A 20,000-nucleotide genomic window follows, 5' to 3' on the forward strand; every position below is an offset into this window, starting at 1 on the left:
GAAGGACGCAGACAAATGCGCCACCCGATCCTGTCAACGGCGCTCGCGGGCGCCGCGCTCCTTTTCGCACTCGCCGGTTGCGGCGGTCGCCAGGATGCCGAGGCAGCGCGGGCGCTGAAAAGCGTGAATGCCGTCGACGAGACGAACCTCTCCGACATCATGCTGACGGTGGGCGACCCGCAGGAAGCGGTGAATTACTTCACCCGCACCGCGGCCGAGAACCCCGGGCGCATTGACATTCAGCGCGGTCTGGCGAAATCGCTGATCCGCAACGGCCAGCCCGCCGAGGCGGCGAAGGCCTGGGCCAAGGTCATCACGATGCCCGGCGCGACGCCGGACGACAAGGTCGGCCTTGCCGATGCGCAGATCCGCTCGAACGACTGGGCCGGGGCCAAGGCGACGCTGAACACCATCCCGCCGACGCACGAGACCTACGAGCGCTACAAGCTCGAGGCGATGGTCGCCGACAGCGAGAAAAACTGGGCGAAGGCGGACAGCTTCTATGACACCGCCGTCGGGCTGACGACGCGGCCGGGCGGCGTGCTGAACAACTGGGGTTTCTCGAAGCTGACCCGGGGCGATGCGAAGGGCGCCGAAAAGCTCTTTGCCGAGGCGCTGACCTACGAGCCGTCGAGCTTCACCACCAAGAACAACCTCGTGCTCGCCCGTGCGGCACAGCGCAAATATGACCTGCCGGTGATCGAGATGTCGCAAAGCGAACGCGCGCGGCTGCTCTACACCGCGGCGCTGTCGGCGGTGAAGCAGGGCGACGTGACGATCGGCAAGGGCCTGCTGCAGGATGCGGTCGACACCTCGCCCACCTATTTCGAGGAAGCGGCGCGCGCGCTCGAGGCGCTCGATTCCGGCTCAAAGAAGAGCTGAGCGATGCTGGCCCTTTCCGCTCCTGCTGCGGCCCTCGTCCTGCTGCTGCTGGTCACCCCGATCTGCCTGTGGGTGATCTATACCGACCTGAAATACATGAAGATCCGCAACAGCGCCGTGCTGGCGCTGGTGGCGGTCTTTGCCGTGGCGGGCGTGCTGGTGCTGCCGATCGACGTGTGGCTGTGGCGCTGGCCCCATCTCGTGGTGATCCTGGCGATCGGCATCATGCTGAACGTGATCGCGCATTTCGGCGCGGGTGACGCGAAATTCGCCGCCGCCGCCGCGCCCTTCTTCTCGTCCTCGCCCGACTCGATCCGGCTGACCGTGATGCTGCTCGCCGGGCTGACGCTCGCCGCCTTCGCGGCCCATCGGCTGCTGCGCGCGATCCCCGCGATGCGCGCCCTCGCCCCCGACTGGGTCAGTTGGCGGCGGCGCGACTTCCCCTTCGGCCTCGGCCTTGCCGGCACACTCTGGGCCTATCTCGCCCTCGTTGCCGCCCTCGGCTGAGGGCTCAGCCCCGCTCCGGGCGCAGCAGGATATAACCGTCGGTGCGCCGCTCCTCGATCAGGCGCCAGCCCGCGTCCGTGACCGCCTTCAGCATCGTCGCGCTGTATTTCGCCTGCGACGGGCAGAGCGGCACCATCAGGTAATCGGCCGCCGCAATCCCGGGTGCACCGGCATAATACCAGGGCGCGCCCCCCTCGACCGGACGGAAATCGCCGAAAAGCCACAGCCCCGACAGCAGATCCGCAACCAGCACCGCACTGCCGCCATAGCCCGCCGCCTGCAGATCGGCCGCCGTCGTCTCGAACCAGCCCTGCCCACCCAGCTCGAGCGTGCAGGTGGGCAGGGTCTCGCCATTCAGCACCACGGGCGTCGGCCGGTCTTTCTCCGGCACCCGGTCGGCCAGCGCGGCGGCGGGAGACCCGGGCTCGGCCCCGGAGATCCTGCGCTGCACGCCGTAGGCATGGGCGGCACCGACCAGAAGCCCTGCCGCTTCCGAGCGTGCGGTCAGCATCGGCACCAGCCCCTCGCGTGGCATCAGCGCCGCGCGCAGCGGGCTGAACAGCAGGTTCAGCATCGACCCCGCGCCGAGGGCCAGCGCCGCCACGCCCAGGGAGAGGACCGCCGGGCGCAGCCGCCAGCCCAGCCCGTTCGTCAGGGTCTCCCCCGGCAGCAGCGCCAGCGCCACCAGCCCGAGCAGCGGCAGCCATTGCGGGTCGTTGCCGAAATTCTGGTAGGTGACATAGAGAAAGCCCGGCACCAGCAGCAGCAGGGCAAGCCCCGCCGCCCGCTCGCCCGCCTGACGCAGGAAGATTACCGCGAAAAGCGCCAGCAGCGAACCGCCGAGGTACTTCGGCCCGGTCATCACCATCGACAAGCTGTCACCCGGCGCCGCGCGCGTCTCCGACCCCGCCACCGATATCAGGTCGCGCAGATAGCCCGCCCAGAAATCGACACCCAGCAGCACCGTCGCCAGTGCCGCGACGGCCAGCCCGGCAAGCAGCGCTGCGAACACCCCCGCCGCCTCGCGCCGCGCCATCAGGCCGATCAGCACGGCGGGGGCGAAGGCGACGAAATAGGTGATCTTCAGCAGCGCCAGCATCGCCATCGCGCCGCCGATCAGCGCCCCGTCGAGCACCGGGCGTCGGCGCCCGATCGGCGCCATCAGCGCGAGCGGCAGCGCCAGATAGGCCAGCGCCCAGGCCCAGCGGTTGTAATGCATCGACAGCGCCAGCCCCGGCACCGTCTCGCCATGCACGAGGCCAAGGCACAGCACCAGCACGCAGACCCCGTAAAGCCAGGCCAGCCCGCCCGGAAAGCGCGAGCACGCCACCCGCAGCAGCGGCCCGAAGAGCAGCGTTGCAACCAGCGCCTGCGCCGCAAGAAAGGCGTGTGCGAAATCGAGCCCCAGCCGGGCGAACCCCGCAATCGGGGCAAAGCCCAGAATGCCGAGCGGCGTCATGAAATCGCGGTGCGGCAGCTCGCCGAACAGGGCCATGCGCAGCACAATATCGACGAGGTGCAGCGCGTCGCCCTCATAGAGGGTCACCGGCAGCCCCTGCCCCACGAAGGGCAGTGCCGCCAGCGCCAGAGCAAAGACCGCCATCCCCGCCGCAAGCCGCCCCGGCCGCGCCGCCGTCCGCCGTGTCTCCGCCATCCCAGCCTCTCCGCCAAATTTCCAAGTTTTGGCCACAATAGCCGCGCAAGGTCGCGCTGTGAATCCCGATGCCGCAGCGCCGCAGACGCGCCGGCACAGCCATGGCAGGACCGCCGATGAACATGATGGCCTCGAATGTGATCGCCCCACCGCCGCCGCGCACGCTGGCCGAGGTCGGGCTGAACACGGTGATGATGCGCGACATCCTGCTGAAGACGATGTTCCGCACCAACATGGACACGGCCACCGGCCTGTCGAAGCTGATCTGCCTGCCGCTCACCCTGACACAAGAGCTGATCGACCTGTGCCGCGGCCAGCGTCTGGTCGAGGCGACGGGCACGCTGCACGCCAATTCGGGCGGCGAGATGGGCTACCAGCTCGCCGATGCCGGCAAGGCGCGCGCCCTCGATGCGCTCTCGCAATCCGAATATTACGGCGCGATGCCGGTGCCGCTGGCGATCTACCGCGAGCAGGTGAAGCGCCAGTCGATCCGCAACATCCAGCTGACACGGGCGCAGCTGACTGCGGCGATGGGGCATCTGATCCTGCCGCCGACACTGATCGACCAGCTCGGGCCGGCGGTCTCGTCGGGGCGCTCGATCCTGATGTACGGCCCGCCCGGCAACGGCAAGTCTTCGATCTCGAACGGCATCCGCGACGCGATCGGCGACCGCATCTTCGTGCCGCGCGCCGTCGAATACGCGGGCCAGGTGATCGTCGTCTATGACCCGATCGTGCATTCCGCCGCGGTCGAGAGCGAGGACGACCCGACTGCCCTGCGCAAGAGCGGCAACCGCTTCGACAACCGCTATGTGCTGTGCGACCGGCCCACCGTCATCACCGGCGGCGAGCTCAGCCTCGACATGCTCGACCTCACCTACAACCCGACGGCGCGCACCTATACCGCGCCCTTGCAGATGAAATCCTCGGGGGGCGTGTTCATCGTCGACGACCTCGGCCGTCAGGCGGAACCGCCGCAGAAACTCGTCAACCGCTGGATCGTGCCGCTCGAGGAGAGCCGTGACATCCTGGCGCTGCAATCGGGCGAGAAGTTCGAGGTGCCCTTCGACACGCTCGTCATCTTCTCGACCAACTTCCACCCGAACGAGATCTTCGACAAGGCGGCGCTGCGCCGGATCTTCTTCAAGATCAAGATCGACGGGCCGAGCCAGTCGGATTATCTCAAGATCTTCTCGCTCGTCGCGAAGAAGCGGAAGATGCCGCTCGACGAAAAGGCGCTGCTGCACCTGCTGAAGGTGAAATACCCCACCATCAACAACGTCTACGCGAATTATCAGCCGATCTTCCTGATCGACCAGATGATCGCGATCTGCGAATTCGAGGGCATCCCCTACCAGATGTCCCCCGAACTGGTCGACCGTGCCTGGTCGAACATGTTCGTGCGCGAGGAGGAAATTCTGCACTGAGGCGCACTCAGGCGGCGCGCTCCCCGGGCGGCAGCTCGAGGGCTTCGACCTGCGGCAGATAGGTGCGCGAGACCGGCACCTCGGACCCGTCGCACATCACCAGAAGCACCTTGCCGCGGCGGCGCACCCGGGCGCGGATTGCGGCCCGCGCCACCCAATGCGAGCGGTGCACCTGCAGCCCCTCGACGCCCTCCATCTCGGCCACCGCATCGGCAAAGCGCATCAGCAGCGAGCGCCGCCCGGTTGGGGTGATGACCTCGACGTAATGGTCGCGCACCTGCAGCCGGATGATCTGGCCGCAATCGGCCTCGGGCAGGCGCGCGGCAAGGCGCGGGCCGCCCTCGTCGGCGGTCGGGGGGGCGACCACCTCTGCCTCGAGATCGGGCAGCGCAGCCCCACCCTCCTCCTCCGTCCACATCCGCAACAGGTCGGAGTTCGGGTTGAAGGCGTGGCGCAGGGTCGAAACCGCCATCGAGGCGACAAAGACATAAAGCGCCATCTCGGACAGTTCTGGTGCCGCGGCACGGTCGGAGGCCACAAGGTCGGTGAGCCACCAGAAGGGCGGGGTCAGCAGCAACGCGGAAAAGAGCGCAAGCAAGGGCGCCTCGGCCGTGTACCGGCGCAGCCCCATATAATCCTGCACCAGCACCCGCAACACCGCGCCGACCAGCACACCGAACCCGATGATCACCGGCCAATAGAGGCAGCGCATGCCAAGGGAGATTGACTGCAGCGTCCCGAATGGTCCGGCGACGATGCCGAAAATCGACATCACGCCCCAGATGACGGGGACGACGGGCTGAAACAGCGCCCGCTGATACGCTTGGACGAAGGAGGTCATTCCGTCCCGGCCCCCCCGCAGTTAAAGTTTTCTTACCCTGTGCTAGCGCCTCAGCTCCAATCCCGCAACACGCTATCGGCGATTTCGCCGGACCGATGCTCTTGCCCGCGGATCAGGCGGTGAGCCCCTCGGGCTCGGGCAATCCGTTGGCGCGGCAACAGGCGGTGAGCGTGTTCGCCAGCAGGCAGGCGATGGTCATCGGCCCGACGCCCCCCGGCACCGGGGTGATCGCACCGGCAACCTCGACGGCGCTCGCGAAATCGACATCGCCCACGAGCTTCGTCTTGCCGTCGCGCTCGATCCGGTTGATGCCCACGTCGATCACCGTCGCACCGGGTTTCACCCACGCGCCCGGGATCATCTCGGGCCGGCCGACGGCCGCCACCAGGATATCCGCGCGCCGGCAGACCGCGCCAAGGTCTTTCGTGCGGCTGTGCGCGATCGTCACCGTGCAGCTGTCGCCCAGAAGCAGCTGCGCCATCGGCTTGCCGACGATGTTCGAGCGGCCGACGACCACGGCATCGAGGCCGCTCAGCGCGCCCAGATGGTCGCGCAGCATCATCAGGCAGCCGAGCGGCGTGCAGGGCACCATCGCCTTCTGCCCGGTGCCCAGAAGCCCGACATTCGAGATATGGAAGCCGTCGACGTCCTTCGCCGGATCGATGGCGTTGATGACAAGATCGCTGTCGAGGTGTTTCGGCAGTGGCAGCTGCACGAGGATGCCATGCACCGCCGGATCGGCGTTGAGCCGGCCGATCAGGCCGAGCAGCTCGGCTTCCGAGGTCTCGGCCGGCAGCTTGTGCTCGTAGGAGGTCATCCCGACCTCGACGGTCTGCTTGCCCTTGTTGCGGACATAGACCTCGGAGGCCGGATCCTCGCCCACCAGCACCACCGCAAGGCCCGGGGTGATCCCCTGTTCCTCGCGCAGCCGCGCCACATGCCCGGCCACCTGCGCCCGCACCTTGGCCGCGAAGGCCTTCCCGTCGATGATCGTCGCGGTCATGCACCGTCTCCCCTGCCCAGAACCCGTTCCTCGCGCGCGATCGACCAGTCGACCAGCGCACGCCAGATGCCTTCGACCAGCCTGGGGTCGAGCCCGCGCGCGGCGGCGGCGGCGGTCGCGTTGCCGACCACCTCCTCGACCCGCGCGGTGATCCGCGCCGGCATGCCCTCGCCGGGCTTCAGCTCGGCCGCGCGGTCGATCAGCCGGGCCCGATCGGCGAGAAGCGCGACCAGACGCACATCGAGCGCGTCGATCTCGGCGCGCAATTCGGCCATCGTCGCAATCGTGGAGGGCTCTTTCATCGGCATCCTTCGCTGTCGCTCGCCGGATCTATCGCAGCTTCCGCGCCGCGGCTCAAGCCCGCCCGCTCAGAACAGCCCCTCGATCTCGCCCGACGGGGTCAGGCCGATGCGCTCCGCCGCGGGGGCTCGCGGCAGGCCCGGCATGGTCAGGATCTCGCCGCAGATCGCCACGACGAAGCCCGCCCCGGCCGAAAGCCGCACCTCGCGCAGGGTGACGCTGTGCCCGTTCGGCGCGCCGCGCCGTTTTGGGTCGGTCGAGAAGGAATATTGCGTCTTCGCGACACAGACCGGCAGCGCGCCGAAGCCCTGCCCCTCCCATGCCGCAAGCTGGGCGCGCAACGAGGCCTCGGCAATCACCGCATCGGCGTGGTAGATCCGCTTTGCCACCTCCTCGATCTTCTCGAAAAGGCCCATCTCGTCGGGATAGAGCGGCGCGAAGCCGCCCGGCCCTTCGGCCAGACGCACCACCTCGCGCGCGAGATCCTCGGCCCCCGCGCCGCCCTCGGCCCAGTGCCGGCACAGCACCGCACGACAGCCCTGATGCGCGGCATACTCGACGAGCGCGGCGATCTCGGCCTCGGTGTCGCTGTCGAAGGTGTTGATCGCCACGACGACCGGCACCCCGAAACCGCGGGTGTTGGAGATGTGGCGGCCAAGGTTCGCACAGCCCCGGCTCAGCGCCGCGACGTCCTCGTGGCCGAGGTCGGCCAGCGCCGTGCCGCCCTGCATCTTCAGCGCCCGCACCGTCGCCACGATCACCGCAACCGAGGGCACCAGCCCGGCGCTGCGGCACTTGATGTCGAAGAACTTCTCGGCACCGAGATCGGCGCCAAACCCCGCCTCGGTCACCACGTAATCCGCGAGCCGCAGCGCCGCGCGGGTGGCGATGACCGAACTGCAGCCATGCGCGATATTGGCGAAGGGGCCGCCGTGGACGAAGGCCGGCGTGTGCTCGATCGTCTGCACGAGGTTCGGCTGCAACGCGTCGCGCAACAGCACCGCCATCGCCCCCGCCGCGCCCAGCTCAGCGCAGGTCACGGGGCTGCGGTCGGCCCGCTCGCCGATCACGATCCGGCCAAGCCGCGCCTCGAGATCGCCCAGATCGCGCGCGAGGCACAGGCAGGCCATCACCTCCGAGGCCGCGGTGATGTCGAAGCCGGTCTGCCGCGGCGCGCCGTTCGCGACGCCACCCAGCCCCGTCACGATGTCGCGCAACGCCCGGTCGTTCATGTCGATGACCCGCCGCCAGCTGATCCGCCGCGGATCGAGGCCAAGGCCGTTGCCCCAATAGAGGTGGTTCTCGATCATCGCGGCGAGCAGATTGTGCGCCGCAGTCACGGCGTGGAAATCGCCGGTGAAATGCAGGTTCATCGCCTCCATCGGCACCACCTGCGCCCGCCCGCCACCGGCCGCGCCCCCCTTCATCCCGAAATTCGGGCCGAGCGAGGCCTCGCGGATGCAGATCGCGGCGCGCTTGCCGATCCGGCTCAGCCCGTCGCCAAGGCCCACGGTGGTGGTGGTCTTGCCCTCCCCCGCGGGTGTCGGGGTGATCGCGGTGACAAGGATCAGCCGGCCCTCGGCACGCGGCTCGATCTCGTCCAGGAAGGCGCGGTCGATCTTGGCGATCTCGCGACCATAGGGGATCAGCGCGGTGTCCGGGATGCCGATCTTTGCGGCGACCTCGGGCATCGGACGTTTCGGGGCGGCGCGGGCAATCTCGATATCGGGCAGCATCTGGGTCCTCCTCGGCGGAGCCTAACCCGTTACGCCAACAGGGGAAAGCGGGCTCAGCCGCGGACGTCGGACATCCGCGACCACGCGCGCTGATCGGGGATGTGCAGGCGCAGGCTCTGACCGAGTTCCAGCACGCCCGACCGCTCGACCCAGGCGGTGACGCCGCGCCGGCCCTGTGCCGCGGGCTTGTAGCGCGGCCCGGCGCCCGGGTGCACGGTCTCGATCACCTTGCCGGGCAGCACGCAGGCGCGGTTCTCCATGTCGACGACAAGGGTTGCGCCATCGGGGCCCTGCAACCGCGACGAGGGCGGCAGATGGGTCAGATCGGGCAGGCCGCGCAGCACGATCGAGGCACCGACCCATTCGGGCGCCAGATGCGGCAGGCGCATGGCGAAGGCGGTCTCGGCCAGCTCCTCCTCGGACAGGATCGTCAGCTGCCGGGTGTTGGCGATCTCGGTGCCCGGCAGGTGCTGTTCGGTCACGCGCGAACAGCTCCCCCGGGTGCGGCCGGAATGGGCTTCCCCCGTGGCGCCGTCAAAGCCCAAAACAAGCTGCGACACCGACTCGGACGCCAGCCCCGCGCCGGGCCGCACCAGGCCCAGAAAGACGATCTCGCCGTGAAACTGGGTGGATTTCAGCGCAGGCATCAGGCGACCCTCAGGATCAGGAAGAGACGGCGGAAGGGGAAGAGCACGGCCCCGTCCGGCTCGGCCGGATAGGCGGCGTCGAGCGCGCCCTCGTAGCGCACCAGAAAGCCCGCAAGCTCGCTCTCGTTCAGCTTGGCCGCGAAGGGGCGCAGCGCGGTCGCCTCGGTGAAGCGGCGCACCGGATGCACCGCCCCCTCGGGGGCCAGACGCTGAATGTAATCGGTGGTCCAGACGTCGACCTCGCCGAGCGGGGCGAGCATCCGCGCATAGTCGAGCGGCGGCGCCACCGGCGGCACCCAGCCGGTGAAATCGAAACGGTCAGGGAACATCTCGGCGGCCAGATCGCGCAGGAAACGATGCGAGGGCGCGCCCCATTGCATCGGCATCTGCACCGCCAGCCCCCCCGTGGGCGCCAGCAGCCCTGCGAGCCGCGGCAAGAGTGTGGCGTGATCGTCGAGCCAGTGCAGCGCGGCATTCGAGAAGATCAGCGCCGGCGGCTTGCCCGGCTCCCAGCTGCGGATGTCGGCAAGGTCGCAACGATGATAGGCGCCGGTCGCCGCCGCCTTGCCGATCATCGCGGGCGAGGCATCGACGCCGACGATCTTGCGCCCGGGCCAGCGGTCGGCGAGCGCCGCCCCCACTGCCCCCGCGCCACAGCCGAGGTCGATCACCTTGCCGGCGGGCAGCTCGCCCACCCGCGCCATCAGATCGAGCGCCGGCCGCACCCGCAGATCGCGGAAGCGGCCGTAGCTTTCGGGATTCCAGTCGGCGCCTTCGGTGCGAGACCGGGCCATCGCCGCCGCCCCCGCTTACGCCGAGGGTTCCGGCGCGGCGTCGGGCCCCTTGGCGGGTTTCGTCTTCGGCACCGAGGTGACCGAAGGCAGGCCGCCCGGCGTGTTGCCGTCGTCGCCGTGGATCGCCTCGCCCGACATCACCTTGCGGATTTCCTCGCCGGTCAGGGTCTCGTATTCCAGCAGCCCCTGCGCCAGACGCTCCCAGTCCTCCTGGTTTTCCATGAGGATGCGGCGCGCCTCCTTGTAGCCGGCGTCGATCAGTTCGCGGACCTCTTCCTCGATCAGCTCCTTGGTCTTGGTCGAGACCGAGAAGCCGCCGGTGTTGCCCTGATAGCCTTCATGCGCCTCGGAATAGTCGATGTTGCCGACCTTGTCCGACATGCCCCAGCGCATCACCATCGCGCGGGCAATCGCCGAGGCCTGCATGATGTCGCCGGCCGGGCCGTTCGAGACGTGTTCCTCACCCCATTTCAGGATCTCGGCCGCCTTGCCCGCCATGGTCATGGCGATCTTCTGCTTGGCCTCGTCCTTGTGGTAGTTCAGCTTGTCCATCTCGGGCAGCGACACCACCATGCCAAGCGCCTGACCGCGCGGGATGATCGTCGCCTTATAGACCGGGTCGCATTTCGGCAGCTTCATCCCGACGACAGCGTGGCCGGCCTCGTGATAGGCGGTCATTTCCTTCTGCTCGGGGGTCAGCACCATCGAGCGCCGCTCGACCCCCATCATCACCTTGTCCTTGGCCTGCTCGAAGTCTTCCATGGTGACAAAGCGACGACCGACGCGGGCGGCCATCAGCGCCGCCTCGTTCACCAGGTTCGCGAGATCGGCGCCCGAGAAGCCCGGCGTGCCGCGCGCGATCACGCGCAGATCGACATCGGGGCCGACCGGCACCTTGCGGGCATGCACGGTGAGGATCTTCTCGCGGCCTTTGATGTCGGGGTTCGGCACGTGGATCTGCCGGTCGAAACGGCCCGGACGCAGCAGCGCGGGGTCAAGCACGTCCTTGCGGTTCGTGGCGGCGATGATGATGATGCCCTCGTTCGCCTCGAAACCGTCCATCTCGACCAGAAGCTGGTTCAGCGTCTGCTCGCGCTCGTCGTTGCCGCCGCCGATGCCGACGCCACGGGCACGGCCCACGGCGTCGATTTCATCGATGAAGACGATGCAGGGCGCGTTCTTCTTCGCCTGCTCGAACATGTCGCGCACACGGCTTGCGCCGACGCCCACGAACATCTCGACGAAGTCGGAGCCCGAGATGGTGAAGAAGGGCACGCCCGCCTCGCCGGCGATGGCGCGGGCGAGAAGGGTCTTGCCGGTGCCGGGCGGGCCGACGAGCAGCGCGCCCTTCGGGATCTTGCCGCCGAGACGCGAGAATTTCTGCGGGTTGCGCAGGAACTCGACGATCTCCTCGAGCTCTTCCTTGGCCTCGTCAATGCCTGCGACGTCATCGAAGGTCACGCGGCCCTGCTTCTCGGTCAGAAGCTTGGCCTTCGACTTGCCGAAGCCCATGGCGCCGCCCTTGCCGCCGCCCTGCATGCGGTTCATGAAGAAGATCCAGATCCCGATCATCACGATGAAGGGCAGCCAGACGCCCAGCAGCGACATGAAGCCCGACTGCGCCTGCTTCACGACATTGACCTGCACGCCCTTGTCGATCAGCTTCTCGGCGATCTCGTCCGCCTCCGGCTTCACCGTGGAATAGGTGGTGCCGTCGGCGATCTGATAGCGCACGTCCTCACCGTCAAGCTGGACGGACTTGACCTCGCCCTTGTTGACGGCGGTCATGAATTCCGAATAGGCGACCTGCCGCGCATTCATCGAGGCCTGCCCGTCTCCGAAAAGGTTGAACAGCGCGAGAATCAGCAGGAACAGCACGGCCCAGAAGGCCAGATTGCGTGCGTTGCCCAAGGGGAACCTCCAGAATAGACGGGGACCGGTCTCCGCCGGGCCTTTACCGGGTGAAAATAGGGATTACGCGGTCAGGTTCAACGTCTGATTAGCGTCTCCGCAAATGCGCCGCAGTCAATTCGCGCTTTCCAGCCGTTTTCGAGCCCGGCCAGCGGCGCCGCGATCAGCACGCCACCGTGCCAGACGGCGGGGGAGGCGAGCAGGCTTGCACGCGGCAGTCCGGTCTCGCGCCAGTGCGGACACAGGGCAAGCCCGCCCTCGCCAAGCACCGCGATCTCGCGCCCCGGTGCTGCGGGGCCGGTCAGGACCCAGCGGTCCCAACGCTCGCCCGCGGGCACCCGCAGCGCGGCGACCGCCGCCGCCTCGCGGGTCAGGCGCAGCGCATCGCGTCCCATGCGGATGCGGCAGCCATGCAACGTGCGGTCGCCCGGCACTGCCAGCCCTGCGAGCAGATCGGCCACCTTGGCCGCACGCGGGGGGTAATCGCTGCCCGAGATCCAGCGCAGCGCGGCGTTCAGAAGCCGCCGCTTCAGCTCGGGCGGCAGAGCGTCGAACCCCGCCCGCGCGATCACCACGTCGCCCGCGGGGGTCGTCACCGCCGCCTCCACGAAGCGGCACAACGTTTCGCTCAGCACCGCATCGGCGGCGGCAAGGTTGCGCACCACCGCGCCCAGCGTCGCGGGCGTGATGCCAAGGGGCGCGAGCGCGGCAAGCGCCTGCCGCGCCCGCACCCGGCCGAACCGCGGATTGTCGTTCGAGGGATCGTCGATCCAGCCAAGCCCGCGTGCGCGCAGCGCCGCGCGCAGGTCGGCGCGGGTCACGCCCAGAAGCGGGCGGTGCCAGGTGACCCCCTCGGCGACGAAGCGCCGCCGCATCCCGGCAAGGCCCTCGAGCCCCGCCTCCCGGCCAAGGCGCATCAGGAAGGTCTCGGCCTCGTCATCGGCGGTATGGCCAAGCGCGACATCGGCAATCCCGCGCTCCCGTGCCCAGGCCCCGATCAACCGCAGCCGCGCCCGTCGCGCCGCGTCCATCAGGTTGCCCTCGGCCGCGGCGCCCTCCCAGTTCAGCACGCTGTGCGGCACGCCAAGACCGGCGCAGATCCGGCCGACCTCGGCCGCCTCCTCGGCCGAGCCCGCGCGCAATCCGTGATCCACCGTCACCGCGGCAAGGTCGAAACCCGCCTCATGCAACCCGACCAGCAGCGCCGTCGAATCCCCGCCGCCGGAAACGGCAACCCCGACACGCGGGGGCGCATCGGGGCCAAATGCCTGTTTCAGGATCGCGGGCAGGTCCGGCGTCACTGGCAGCCGAGGCTCGCCTGTGCCGAGGACACCTGCCCCGCCGCCTGCGACGAGGGGAAGCGGGCCGGCACTTCGGCCAGCGTCGCGCAGGCCTCGTTCTTCTGACCGAGCTCGCCCAGCGACTTGCCGAGTTCGAGCAGGTTGTCGGCCGCGCGCTTGCCCTCGGGCGCCGCCGAGAAGGCGTCGAGCCAGGCCCGCGCCGCGCCCGGAACGTCGCCCGCCTGATGCAGCGCGTCACCGCGCAGATACATCGCGTCGTCGGTCAGGGGGCCACCCGGATAGGTTTCGGCAAAGGTCGCAAAGAGGTCAGCGGCGCCGCGAAAGTCACCCTGACCGAGCACCTCCTTGGCCCGGTCGAAATCGCTCTGCTCGTTCATTGCGAGATCGCCACCGCCCGAGGAGGAGGAGGCGGACCCGGTGCTCGGCGCCGAGGGGGCCGTCACCGCGCTTGCGGCCGGCGCAGCGCCACCAAGCGGCGCGCCCTGGCCGACGCTGGAGGGATCGCATCCCTCCTCGAGCTCGCAGACGCGGAACTCCAGATCGCCGACCCGGTTGGTGCCGTCCTTGACGACCCGGTCGATGCGGTTCTGCAATTCCTCGGTGCGGGAGGTGAGCGTGCTCAGCTCGGCCTCCATCGTGTCCATGCGCTGCAGCGCCGAGGCCCCGCCCGCCGCCTGCATGCCCTTCGCGCCCGACGCCACCAGCTCCGAGCGCAGGCCCTGAAGCTGGGCCGACAGCTGCGCGAGTTCCGCGCGGATGTCGGCCAGCGTCTGTTTGTCGGCCGCATGGGCGGGCGCTGCCAGCGCCAGCGCCACGGCCGCCCCCAGCATCACCCGCCGCATCAGATCAGCTCCCCGCGCCGAGCGAGATCACCGTGACCGCGCGGCGGTTCTTGGCATAGCAGTCTTCCGACGAGCACACCGCGAGCGGGCGTTCCTTGCCGTAGGAGACGGTGCGAAGACGCGAGCCGGCGACGCCCTGCGAGATCAGGAATTCCTGCACCGCCGAGGCGCGGCGCGCACCAAGCGCGAGGTTGTATTCGCGGGTGCCCTGTTCGTCGGCATGGCCTTCGATGATCGCCGAGTACTTGCCGTGCGCGTTCAGCCACTTCGCCTGGCCGGCCAGGATGTTGCGGGCCTCGTCGGTCAGCGTCGACTGGTCGACCACGAAGTGCACCATGTCGCCGACGGCGGCGTTGAAATAGGCCGGCGAATTCGGGTCGCTGATCGAGCCCTGCGAAACCGAGCCGTCGCCGGTGCCGCTGCCGTAAGCGCCGCCCGGATCGACCACGCCATTGCCCGAGCCGTATTTGTCGGGGTTGTTACAGGCCGCGAGGCCGAGGACTGCCAGCAGGATCACTGCCTTGGGTGCGAAGTTCATGTGTACCGCCTTTTGAGTTTGCCCTTTCGGGCGAAGGTAACAGGTTCGGAATGCCTTGTGAATCGGCCTCAGGGCAGAAGCGGCGACCAGGCCGGATCGGAGGCCCCGCCGGCGTTGCCGACCTTCTTCAGGTTCCGCCCTGAAATGTCGATGGTGAAAAGCTGAGCGCCGCCGCCCGCACCGGGGCTTTCGCGGGTGAACATGATGACACGGCCGTTCGGCGACCAGGTCGGACCCTCGTCAAGGAAGGAGGCGGTCAGCAGCCGCTCTTCCGAGCCGTCGGTGCGCATCACGCCGATGAAGAAGCGTCCGCCCGCCTGCTTGGTGAAGGCGATCATGTCGCCGCGCGGCGACCAGACCGGGGTGCCGTAACGGCCATCACCGTAGGAGATCCGGGTCGGCTCGCCGCCGCCCGCGGGCATGATGTAGAGCTGCGGGCCACCCGAGCGGTCGCTCTCGAAGACGATGCGCGATCCATCGGGGCTGAACGACGGCGCGGTCTCGATCGCCGGCGAATTCGTCAGCCGGGCCGGCGAGCCGCCCGAGGCCGACATCTTGTAGAGGTCGGTGTTGCCGTTCTGCTCGAGCGAATAGACGATCGAGTTGCCATCGGGCGAGAAGCGCGGCGAGAAGGTCATCGTGCCGGGCACTTCGGGCAGCAGCTGGCCGCTGACATTGCCGACGTTCATCAGCTTGATCCGCGGGAAGCCGGTCTCGAAGGTGGTATAGAGAATGCGGTCGCCGGTGGGCGAGAAGCGCGGGGCCAGCACGATCGTGCTCGAATCCGTGAGATAGTTCACGTTCGCCCCGTCGTAATCCATGATCGCGAGGCGTTTCAGGCGCTTGTCCTTCGGCCCGCTCTCCGAGACATAGACCACGCGGCTGTCGAAATAGCCGCTTTCGCCGGTGATCCGGCTATAGATCACGTCGGCCACCTTATGCGCGAGACGGCGCCAGCTTTGCGGGCTGGCCGCAAGCTGCTGGCCGTCGCCCAGCTGCTGGTTCGAGTAGACGTCGAAGAGGCGGAACTTGACCACCACCTTGCCGCCCGACGTCGACACGCCGCCGACGATCAGCGCCTGCGCGTTGATCGCCTGCCAGTCGGCATAGCTGACCGGGGTGTCAAAGCTCGAGAAGCGCTGCAGATAGGCGTTCTCGGGGATCTGCCGGAAGAGGCCCGTGCCGCTCAGGTCGGCATTGATGACCTGCGAGATCTGCGCCGCCATCTCGCCCGCGCCGCCGGTTTCCGCGACAAAGCTCGGCAGGGCATAGGGCAAGGGCTCGATCACGCCCTCGTCGATCTCGATGTGCAGCGGACCCTGCTGCGCCAGCGCCGCCCCCGGGCCGATCATCAGCGCCGCCAGCGCGGCCAATGCAAAACGGAACATGCTCTTTTCCCTGGCTTGGGCTTTTGCCCGTTGTATCCAATTTCTGCGTCGCGGCACATCACAAGCGGCGGAGAGCCGGATTTTTCCGACTCCCTGCGGCGCACGCGTCACTTCATCCTCATCTTGTTCGGGTCGAAGACGATCTCGATCTGCTTCCACCAGCCGTATTTCTCGGCGGGCAGCGGGAAACCGTCGGAACCACAGCGCACGATCGCGCGGCGGGCCGCCTCGAAGGCCTGTTTCGCCGCGGCTTCCGAGCCGCCGGTGAAGCCCTTCATCTTGATCGACTTCACGTCGGGCTTGCCGTTCTGGCCCATGTCGACGAGCACCGTCACCGTGGTGCGCAGCGCCTCCGAGCTGAGCGCGCCGGTGTTCCAGCACGCCTTCACATCGACGATCAGCGCCTCTTTCTCGCCGGCAGTCACGGGCGGGCCGTTCTCGGCGATGCCGAGGCCACCCGAACCGGTGCCGGTTTCCGAGGTCATCGCCTCGGCCAGCGCGTCATTGACCCCGCTCGCGCTGCCCGACTTGCCGGAGGCGCCCGATTTCGCCGGCGTGCCCGAAGCCTTGTCGGACGCCTTGTCAGTGGCCTTGCCGGTGCCCTTGTCCGTCGCCTTGCCGGTGCCAGAGGCCTTGTCCGTCGCCTTGTCCGCGGGCTTGGCCGCAGGCGCCTTGTCGGCGGGCTTGTCCGAGGCCTTGTCCGTGGCCTTGTCGTTCGAGGCGGTCTTGGTCTCGGCCGGTTTCGTCTCCGCGGGGACGGGCTTCGCGGGCCGCGTCTGCGGGCGCGGCACGCTGGCCGGCGCCGAGGTCTTGGCGGGCTCCTCGACCGGCTTCGTCTCGGGCGTGATCTCGGTCGCGGCCTCCTTCGGCGCGGCCTCGGGCTTCGGCTTCTCGACCGGCTCGGGCTTCGGCGTGTCGGCGGGCTTCGTCTCGGCGACGGGCGCCTCGGCGACCTTCGCGTCAGGCTCCGGCGCGGGCGCCGGGGTCGGCGCGACGCGTGGCGCGGGCCTTGCCACCGGGCGCGGCGAGAAATCGGGCGAGGTCGTGTCCTGCGGCTCGACCACCGGCGGCATCATCGTCGGCGGCACCTCGACCACCTCGGCGGGCGGCGTCGGCTCCGCGACCGCGGTCATGTCGGGCTGCGGCTCGGGCGCCGGGGCGGGCTTCGAGGGCGGCACGGGCGAGGATTGCGGCGCGGGCGCGGGCGCTTCCTCGGCGGGCGCCGGGGCGGGCTCGGCGGCCGCGGGGGCGGGTTCCGGCTGTGCCGGCGCATCGGTCGCGGCCGAGGCCTCGCCGCCCGCGGGCACGGCGGGTTCGCTGTTCGCGCCCTGTTTCGGTGCGGCGGCGGCGATCGCGTCGAACTCGGCCTGCGAGATCACCGAGACCTGCGTCATCTGCACCTGTTCCTGCGGCTCCGGCGGGAACCAGTCGGTGCCAAAGATCGCCAGCAGAATCACCGCGATATGCAGTGCCGCCGAGACCTCCGTGCCGATCTTCTCTGCCCTGTCCATGCGCATGGCGCGTCAGTTCCCCGAAGGAGCCTTGCCCGTCAGCGAGGGGCCGCCGGTGTCGGTGACCAGAATGATGTTGTTGAAGCCGCCCGCGTTCAGCGCCCCCATCACCTCGACGACGCGCGAATATTCGATACCGCCATCGGCACGCAGGTAGATCTTGTCGCTGTCGCGCTCCTGCGCGATGGCGTGCAGCCGGTCGACGAGTTCCGCCTCGGGCACCGTCGAGTTCATCAGCGACACCGTGCCGTCAAGCTGCAGCGAGACCGTCAGCGGCTCTTCCTGCTCGGTCGGCACCGCCTTCGCCGCCGTCTTCGGCAGCTCGAGCGGCACGCCCACCGTCATCATCGGCGCCGCCACCATGAAGATGATGAGCAGAACCAGCATCACGTCGACCATCGGCGTGACGTTGATCTCGCCCATCACGGCGTGCCGGCCCTTGCCCCCGCGCCGGCGGCGTCCGCTGCCACCGGCCTTCTTCATCACCCCCGCGCCCATGGCTCAGGCGTCCAGCTGGCGCGAAAGGATGGTGGCGAATTCGTCGGCGAAGGCCTCGTAACCCGAGGTGATCTTGTCGGCATCGCCCGAAAGCTTGTTGTAGAAGATCACCGCCGGGATCGCGGCGATCAGGCCGATCGCGGTGGCGACGAGCGCCTCCGAGATGCCCGGCGCCACAACGGCAAGCGAGGTGTTCTGGGAGATCGCGATCTCCTCGAAGGCGACCTTGATCCCCCAGACGGTGCCGAAGAGACCGATGAAGGGCGAGGTCGAGCCCACCGTGGCGAGGAAGCTCAGCCCCGAGTTCAGGTTCTCGGCCTCCTTCGCGATCGCCACATCCATCGAGCGGTCGATGCGCGCCTGTGCGCCAGCGATCAGCTCGCCGTCATGGCGGTGCGAGCGGCGCCACTCGAGCATGCCGGCGGCGAAGATGCGCTGGCTCGCGCCCTCGGGCGAAGGCCCGATCTGGTCGAAGAGCTCGTCAAGCGGCTCGCCCGACCAGAAGGCGCGATCGAAGGCATCAGCCTCGGCGCGCGCGGCGCGGAAGGTGATGAATTTCCGGATGATGATCGACCACGACCAGAAGCTGGCCATGGTGAGCATAATCATCACAAGTTTCACTGTCAGCGATGCGCGCAGGAAAAGTGCAAGCAGCGAGAAATCGATCTCCTGCCCCATCGCAAGGGTTTGCTGGTCCATAATCGTGCCTTTAGGCGTTCACTGCTCTCGGTCGAAGCCGTTTTCGCGGCTCTCTTAACAGTGATTCTATCCGAGGTTCAGGGGGAGCGCCATAACATCTGCGTCATCGCGCCACGGCTGATGCGGCATTGCAGCAGATGCAGGGCTCGTTCCGGCCCAGGTCTCAGTGCAGCGAGGGCACCAGCCGCTGGCGCAACTCGGCCGGCAGACGCGCAGGGGCGCCGGTCTCGCTCAGGCACACGATGGTCACCGCGGCGGTGAACAGCTTCTCGCCCGCGCGCCAGACCGCCTGCTCGAGGATGAGTCGCGCGCCCGCCACAGCGGACAGCCCGGTCGTCACCGTCAGCTCGTCGTCGAACGTCGCCGGCCGCAGATAGTCCGCCTCGACCCGGCGCACCGCGAAGACAAGGCCGTGATCGCGCTTCAGCGCGACCTGATCGATGCCGAGGCTGCGCACCCATTCGGTGCGGCCGCGCTCGATGAACTTCAGATAGTTCGCGTAATAGACGATGCCGGCAAGGTCGGTGTCCTCGTAATAGACCCGGACCGGGAAGTGATGCGTCATGCCGTGCCCTCCGGCCGCGGCGCGGCCAGCCGGGCGGCGAGCCGCAGCGCATGGCTCGCGTCCTGGGCGACGGCGGGCAGCACCGGGTCATAGGCGGCACGAATCAGCGCCGCCACCTCGGGGCGCAGCACCGTCACGCCGCGCGCCGTGGCAAGCGGCGGATGGGCGGCAAAGGCCGTCTCGCCCCAGAGCAGGATCATCTGCACCGCCTGGCTCAACGCGATGGTCTCGGCCGGCACCTCGTCGAGCGCCGCATCCATCCGCACGAAGGCGAAGCACGCCCGGATCGCCCCCGCCGCATCGAAGCGGAAGACCCGATACTGGTTCGCCCCCGCCCCCTCGAGCCGGGCAACGAGATCGCCGAGCCCCTCGATCATCCGGTCGAGGTTCGGCACCTCGAGGAGCTCCTGCCAGTCGCGGAAGAAGAAGATCATCAGGTTCGCGCCAAGCTCGGGGTCGGTCTCGGCCATCTGATGGCCGGCCAGCGTCACCACCGCCTCGACCGCGCCCTTCACCGTGGCAAGGGTCGACGCATCGACGCCGAAGACCACCGGCACCACCGGACGCCCCCAGCGGGCAAAGAGATAGCCCCCGCCCGCGCGCGTGAACATCGCCGCGATGTCATCGGCTTTCAGCATCCCCGTCTCGTCGCTCATCGGCCCCTCCGCAGATCGGCGCCACCCTAGGCCATCGGCCCGGCAAGGAAAAGGCCGGGTAAAGGAGGCGCCCCCCTCGGGCTTCGCCCTCACCCCCCCCCGGGAAATCTGAGGCAATTGGACGCAAAAACTTCTCGGCGCTTTCGCCTTGCCCGAAATACCTCGGGGGTGAGGGCGAAGCCCGAGGGGGCAGCGCCCCCAACCGGCGCTTGCCGCGCAGGCCGGCGCCGCCTATAAGGCGCGCCATGACCCGGCTTGTGCACATCATTCGTCGAATTACCGGCCCGGCGCTCTGACGCG

20 protein-coding genes are annotated in these 20,000 nt (G+C 68.7%); 3 read left to right on the forward strand and 17 right to left on the reverse strand.

Translation table 11 applies throughout. From position 1 onward, the window contains the following. Nucleotides 1–15 precede the first annotated feature (15 nt). Nucleotides 16–882 (forward strand): tetratricopeptide repeat protein, encoded by an 867-nt coding sequence (locus tag EOW65_RS18725; RefSeq protein WP_128152039.1) that lies wholly within the window; start codon nt 16–18, stop codon nt 880–882. Between the two features lie 3 nt (nt 883–885). After that, nucleotides 886–1,389, forward strand: coding sequence for a prepilin peptidase (locus tag EOW65_RS18730; RefSeq protein ID WP_128152041.1), 504 nt, complete (start codon nt 886–888; stop codon nt 1,387–1,389). 4 nt (nt 1,390–1,393) lie between these two features. On the opposite strand, the gene EOW65_RS18735 is transcribed toward EOW65_RS18730, so the two are convergent. Further along, nucleotides 1,394–3,043, reverse strand: coding sequence for a hypothetical protein (locus EOW65_RS18735; protein ID WP_128152043.1), 1,650 nt, complete (start codon nt 3,041–3,043; stop codon nt 1,394–1,396). 116 nt (nt 3,044–3,159) lie between these two features. Here EOW65_RS18735 and EOW65_RS18740 point away from each other — a divergent pair, with 116 nt between their 5' ends. After that, nucleotides 3,160–4,470: an ATPase gene (locus tag EOW65_RS18740; RefSeq protein ID WP_128152081.1), complete on the forward strand. Its 1,311-nt coding sequence runs from the start codon at nt 3,160–3,162 to the stop codon at nt 4,468–4,470. 7 nt (nt 4,471–4,477) lie between these two features. On the opposite strand, the gene EOW65_RS18745 is transcribed toward EOW65_RS18740, so the two are convergent. The 16 genes from EOW65_RS18745 to EOW65_RS18820 all read right to left on the reverse strand — a co-directional run bounded on the left by EOW65_RS18745 (nt 4,478) and on the right by EOW65_RS18820 (nt 19,700). Then, the gene (locus EOW65_RS18745) at nt 4,478–5,311 is read right to left on the reverse strand and encodes a LytTR family DNA-binding domain-containing protein (protein WP_128152045.1); all 834 of its coding nucleotides are present in this window, start codon (nt 5,309–5,311) and stop codon (nt 4,478–4,480) included. Between the two features lie 112 nt (nt 5,312–5,423). Further along, the gene (gene folD / locus EOW65_RS18750; RefSeq protein WP_128152047.1) at nt 5,424–6,314 is read right to left on the reverse strand and encodes a bifunctional methylenetetrahydrofolate dehydrogenase/methenyltetrahydrofolate cyclohydrolase FolD; all 891 of its coding nucleotides are present in this window, start codon (nt 6,312–6,314) and stop codon (nt 5,424–5,426) included. Next, on the reverse strand, nt 6,311–6,616 hold the full coding sequence (locus tag EOW65_RS18755; RefSeq protein WP_128152049.1) for a chorismate mutase: 306 nt from the start codon (nt 6,614–6,616) through the stop codon (nt 6,311–6,313). The genes folD and EOW65_RS18755 overlap by 4 nt, the downstream gene beginning before the upstream one ends. Before the next feature lie 66 nt (nt 6,617–6,682). After that, entirely contained in the window at nt 6,683–8,350 is a 1,668-nt protein-coding gene (locus EOW65_RS18760) for a formate--tetrahydrofolate ligase (RefSeq protein ID WP_128152051.1), read from the reverse strand. A 53-nt stretch (nt 8,351–8,403) separates the two neighbouring features. After that, on the reverse strand, nt 8,404–8,997 hold the full coding sequence (locus tag EOW65_RS18765) for an MOSC domain-containing protein (RefSeq protein WP_128152053.1): 594 nt from the start codon (nt 8,995–8,997) through the stop codon (nt 8,404–8,406). Then, the gene (locus EOW65_RS18770) at nt 8,997–9,791 is read right to left on the reverse strand and encodes a methyltransferase domain-containing protein (RefSeq protein WP_128152055.1); all 795 of its coding nucleotides are present in this window, start codon (nt 9,789–9,791) and stop codon (nt 8,997–8,999) included. Before EOW65_RS18770 ends, EOW65_RS18765 begins: the two co-directional genes overlap by 1 nt. Before the next feature lie 15 nt (nt 9,792–9,806). Next, entirely contained in the window at nt 9,807–11,702 is a 1,896-nt protein-coding gene (gene ftsH / locus EOW65_RS18775) for an ATP-dependent zinc metalloprotease FtsH (RefSeq protein ID WP_128152057.1), read from the reverse strand. Between the two features lie 77 nt (nt 11,703–11,779). Further along, nucleotides 11,780–13,003, reverse strand: coding sequence for a tRNA lysidine(34) synthetase TilS (tilS, locus tag EOW65_RS18780; protein ID WP_240664793.1), 1,224 nt, complete (start codon nt 13,001–13,003; stop codon nt 11,780–11,782). Then, the gene (ybgF, locus tag EOW65_RS18785; RefSeq protein WP_128152059.1) at nt 13,000–13,845 is read right to left on the reverse strand and encodes a tol-pal system protein YbgF; all 846 of its coding nucleotides are present in this window, start codon (nt 13,843–13,845) and stop codon (nt 13,000–13,002) included. The genes tilS and ybgF overlap by 4 nt, the downstream gene beginning before the upstream one ends. Nucleotides 13,846–13,849: 4 nt before the next feature. After that, complete coding sequence (gene pal / locus EOW65_RS18790; RefSeq protein ID WP_128152061.1) at nt 13,850–14,383, reverse strand: peptidoglycan-associated lipoprotein Pal; 534 nt, start codon at nt 14,381–14,383, stop codon at nt 13,850–13,852. A 68-nt stretch (nt 14,384–14,451) separates the two neighbouring features. Then, nucleotides 14,452–15,771, reverse strand: a complete 1,320-nt coding sequence (gene tolB / locus EOW65_RS18795) for a Tol-Pal system beta propeller repeat protein TolB (protein ID WP_128152063.1) — start codon at nt 15,769–15,771, stop codon at nt 14,452–14,454. A 107-nt stretch (nt 15,772–15,878) separates the two neighbouring features. Then, nucleotides 15,879–17,282: a cell envelope biogenesis protein TolA gene (locus EOW65_RS18800; protein WP_128152065.1), complete on the reverse strand. Its 1,404-nt coding sequence runs from the start codon at nt 17,280–17,282 to the stop codon at nt 15,879–15,881. A 12-nt stretch (nt 17,283–17,294) separates the two neighbouring features. Continuing rightward, complete coding sequence (locus tag EOW65_RS18805) at nt 17,295–17,780, reverse strand: ExbD/TolR family protein (RefSeq protein ID WP_121532022.1); 486 nt, start codon at nt 17,778–17,780, stop codon at nt 17,295–17,297. Between the two features lie 3 nt (nt 17,781–17,783). After that, the gene (gene tolQ / locus EOW65_RS18810) at nt 17,784–18,479 is read right to left on the reverse strand and encodes a protein TolQ (protein ID WP_128152067.1); all 696 of its coding nucleotides are present in this window, start codon (nt 18,477–18,479) and stop codon (nt 17,784–17,786) included. A gap of 163 nt (nt 18,480–18,642) precedes the next feature. Continuing rightward, nucleotides 18,643–19,044: a tol-pal system-associated acyl-CoA thioesterase gene (ybgC, locus tag EOW65_RS18815; protein WP_128152069.1), complete on the reverse strand. Its 402-nt coding sequence runs from the start codon at nt 19,042–19,044 to the stop codon at nt 18,643–18,645. Then, nucleotides 19,041–19,700, reverse strand: coding sequence for a DUF2927 domain-containing protein (locus EOW65_RS18820; RefSeq protein WP_240664795.1), 660 nt, complete (start codon nt 19,698–19,700; stop codon nt 19,041–19,043). The genes ybgC and EOW65_RS18820 overlap by 4 nt, the downstream gene beginning before the upstream one ends. Nucleotides 19,701–20,000 lie beyond the last annotated feature (300 nt).

The organism is Paenirhodobacter ferrireducens, from assembly GCF_004022265.1.
In the GTDB taxonomy this organism is placed as follows: domain Bacteria; phylum Pseudomonadota; class Alphaproteobacteria; order Rhodobacterales; family Rhodobacteraceae; genus Rhodobacter; species Rhodobacter ferrireducens.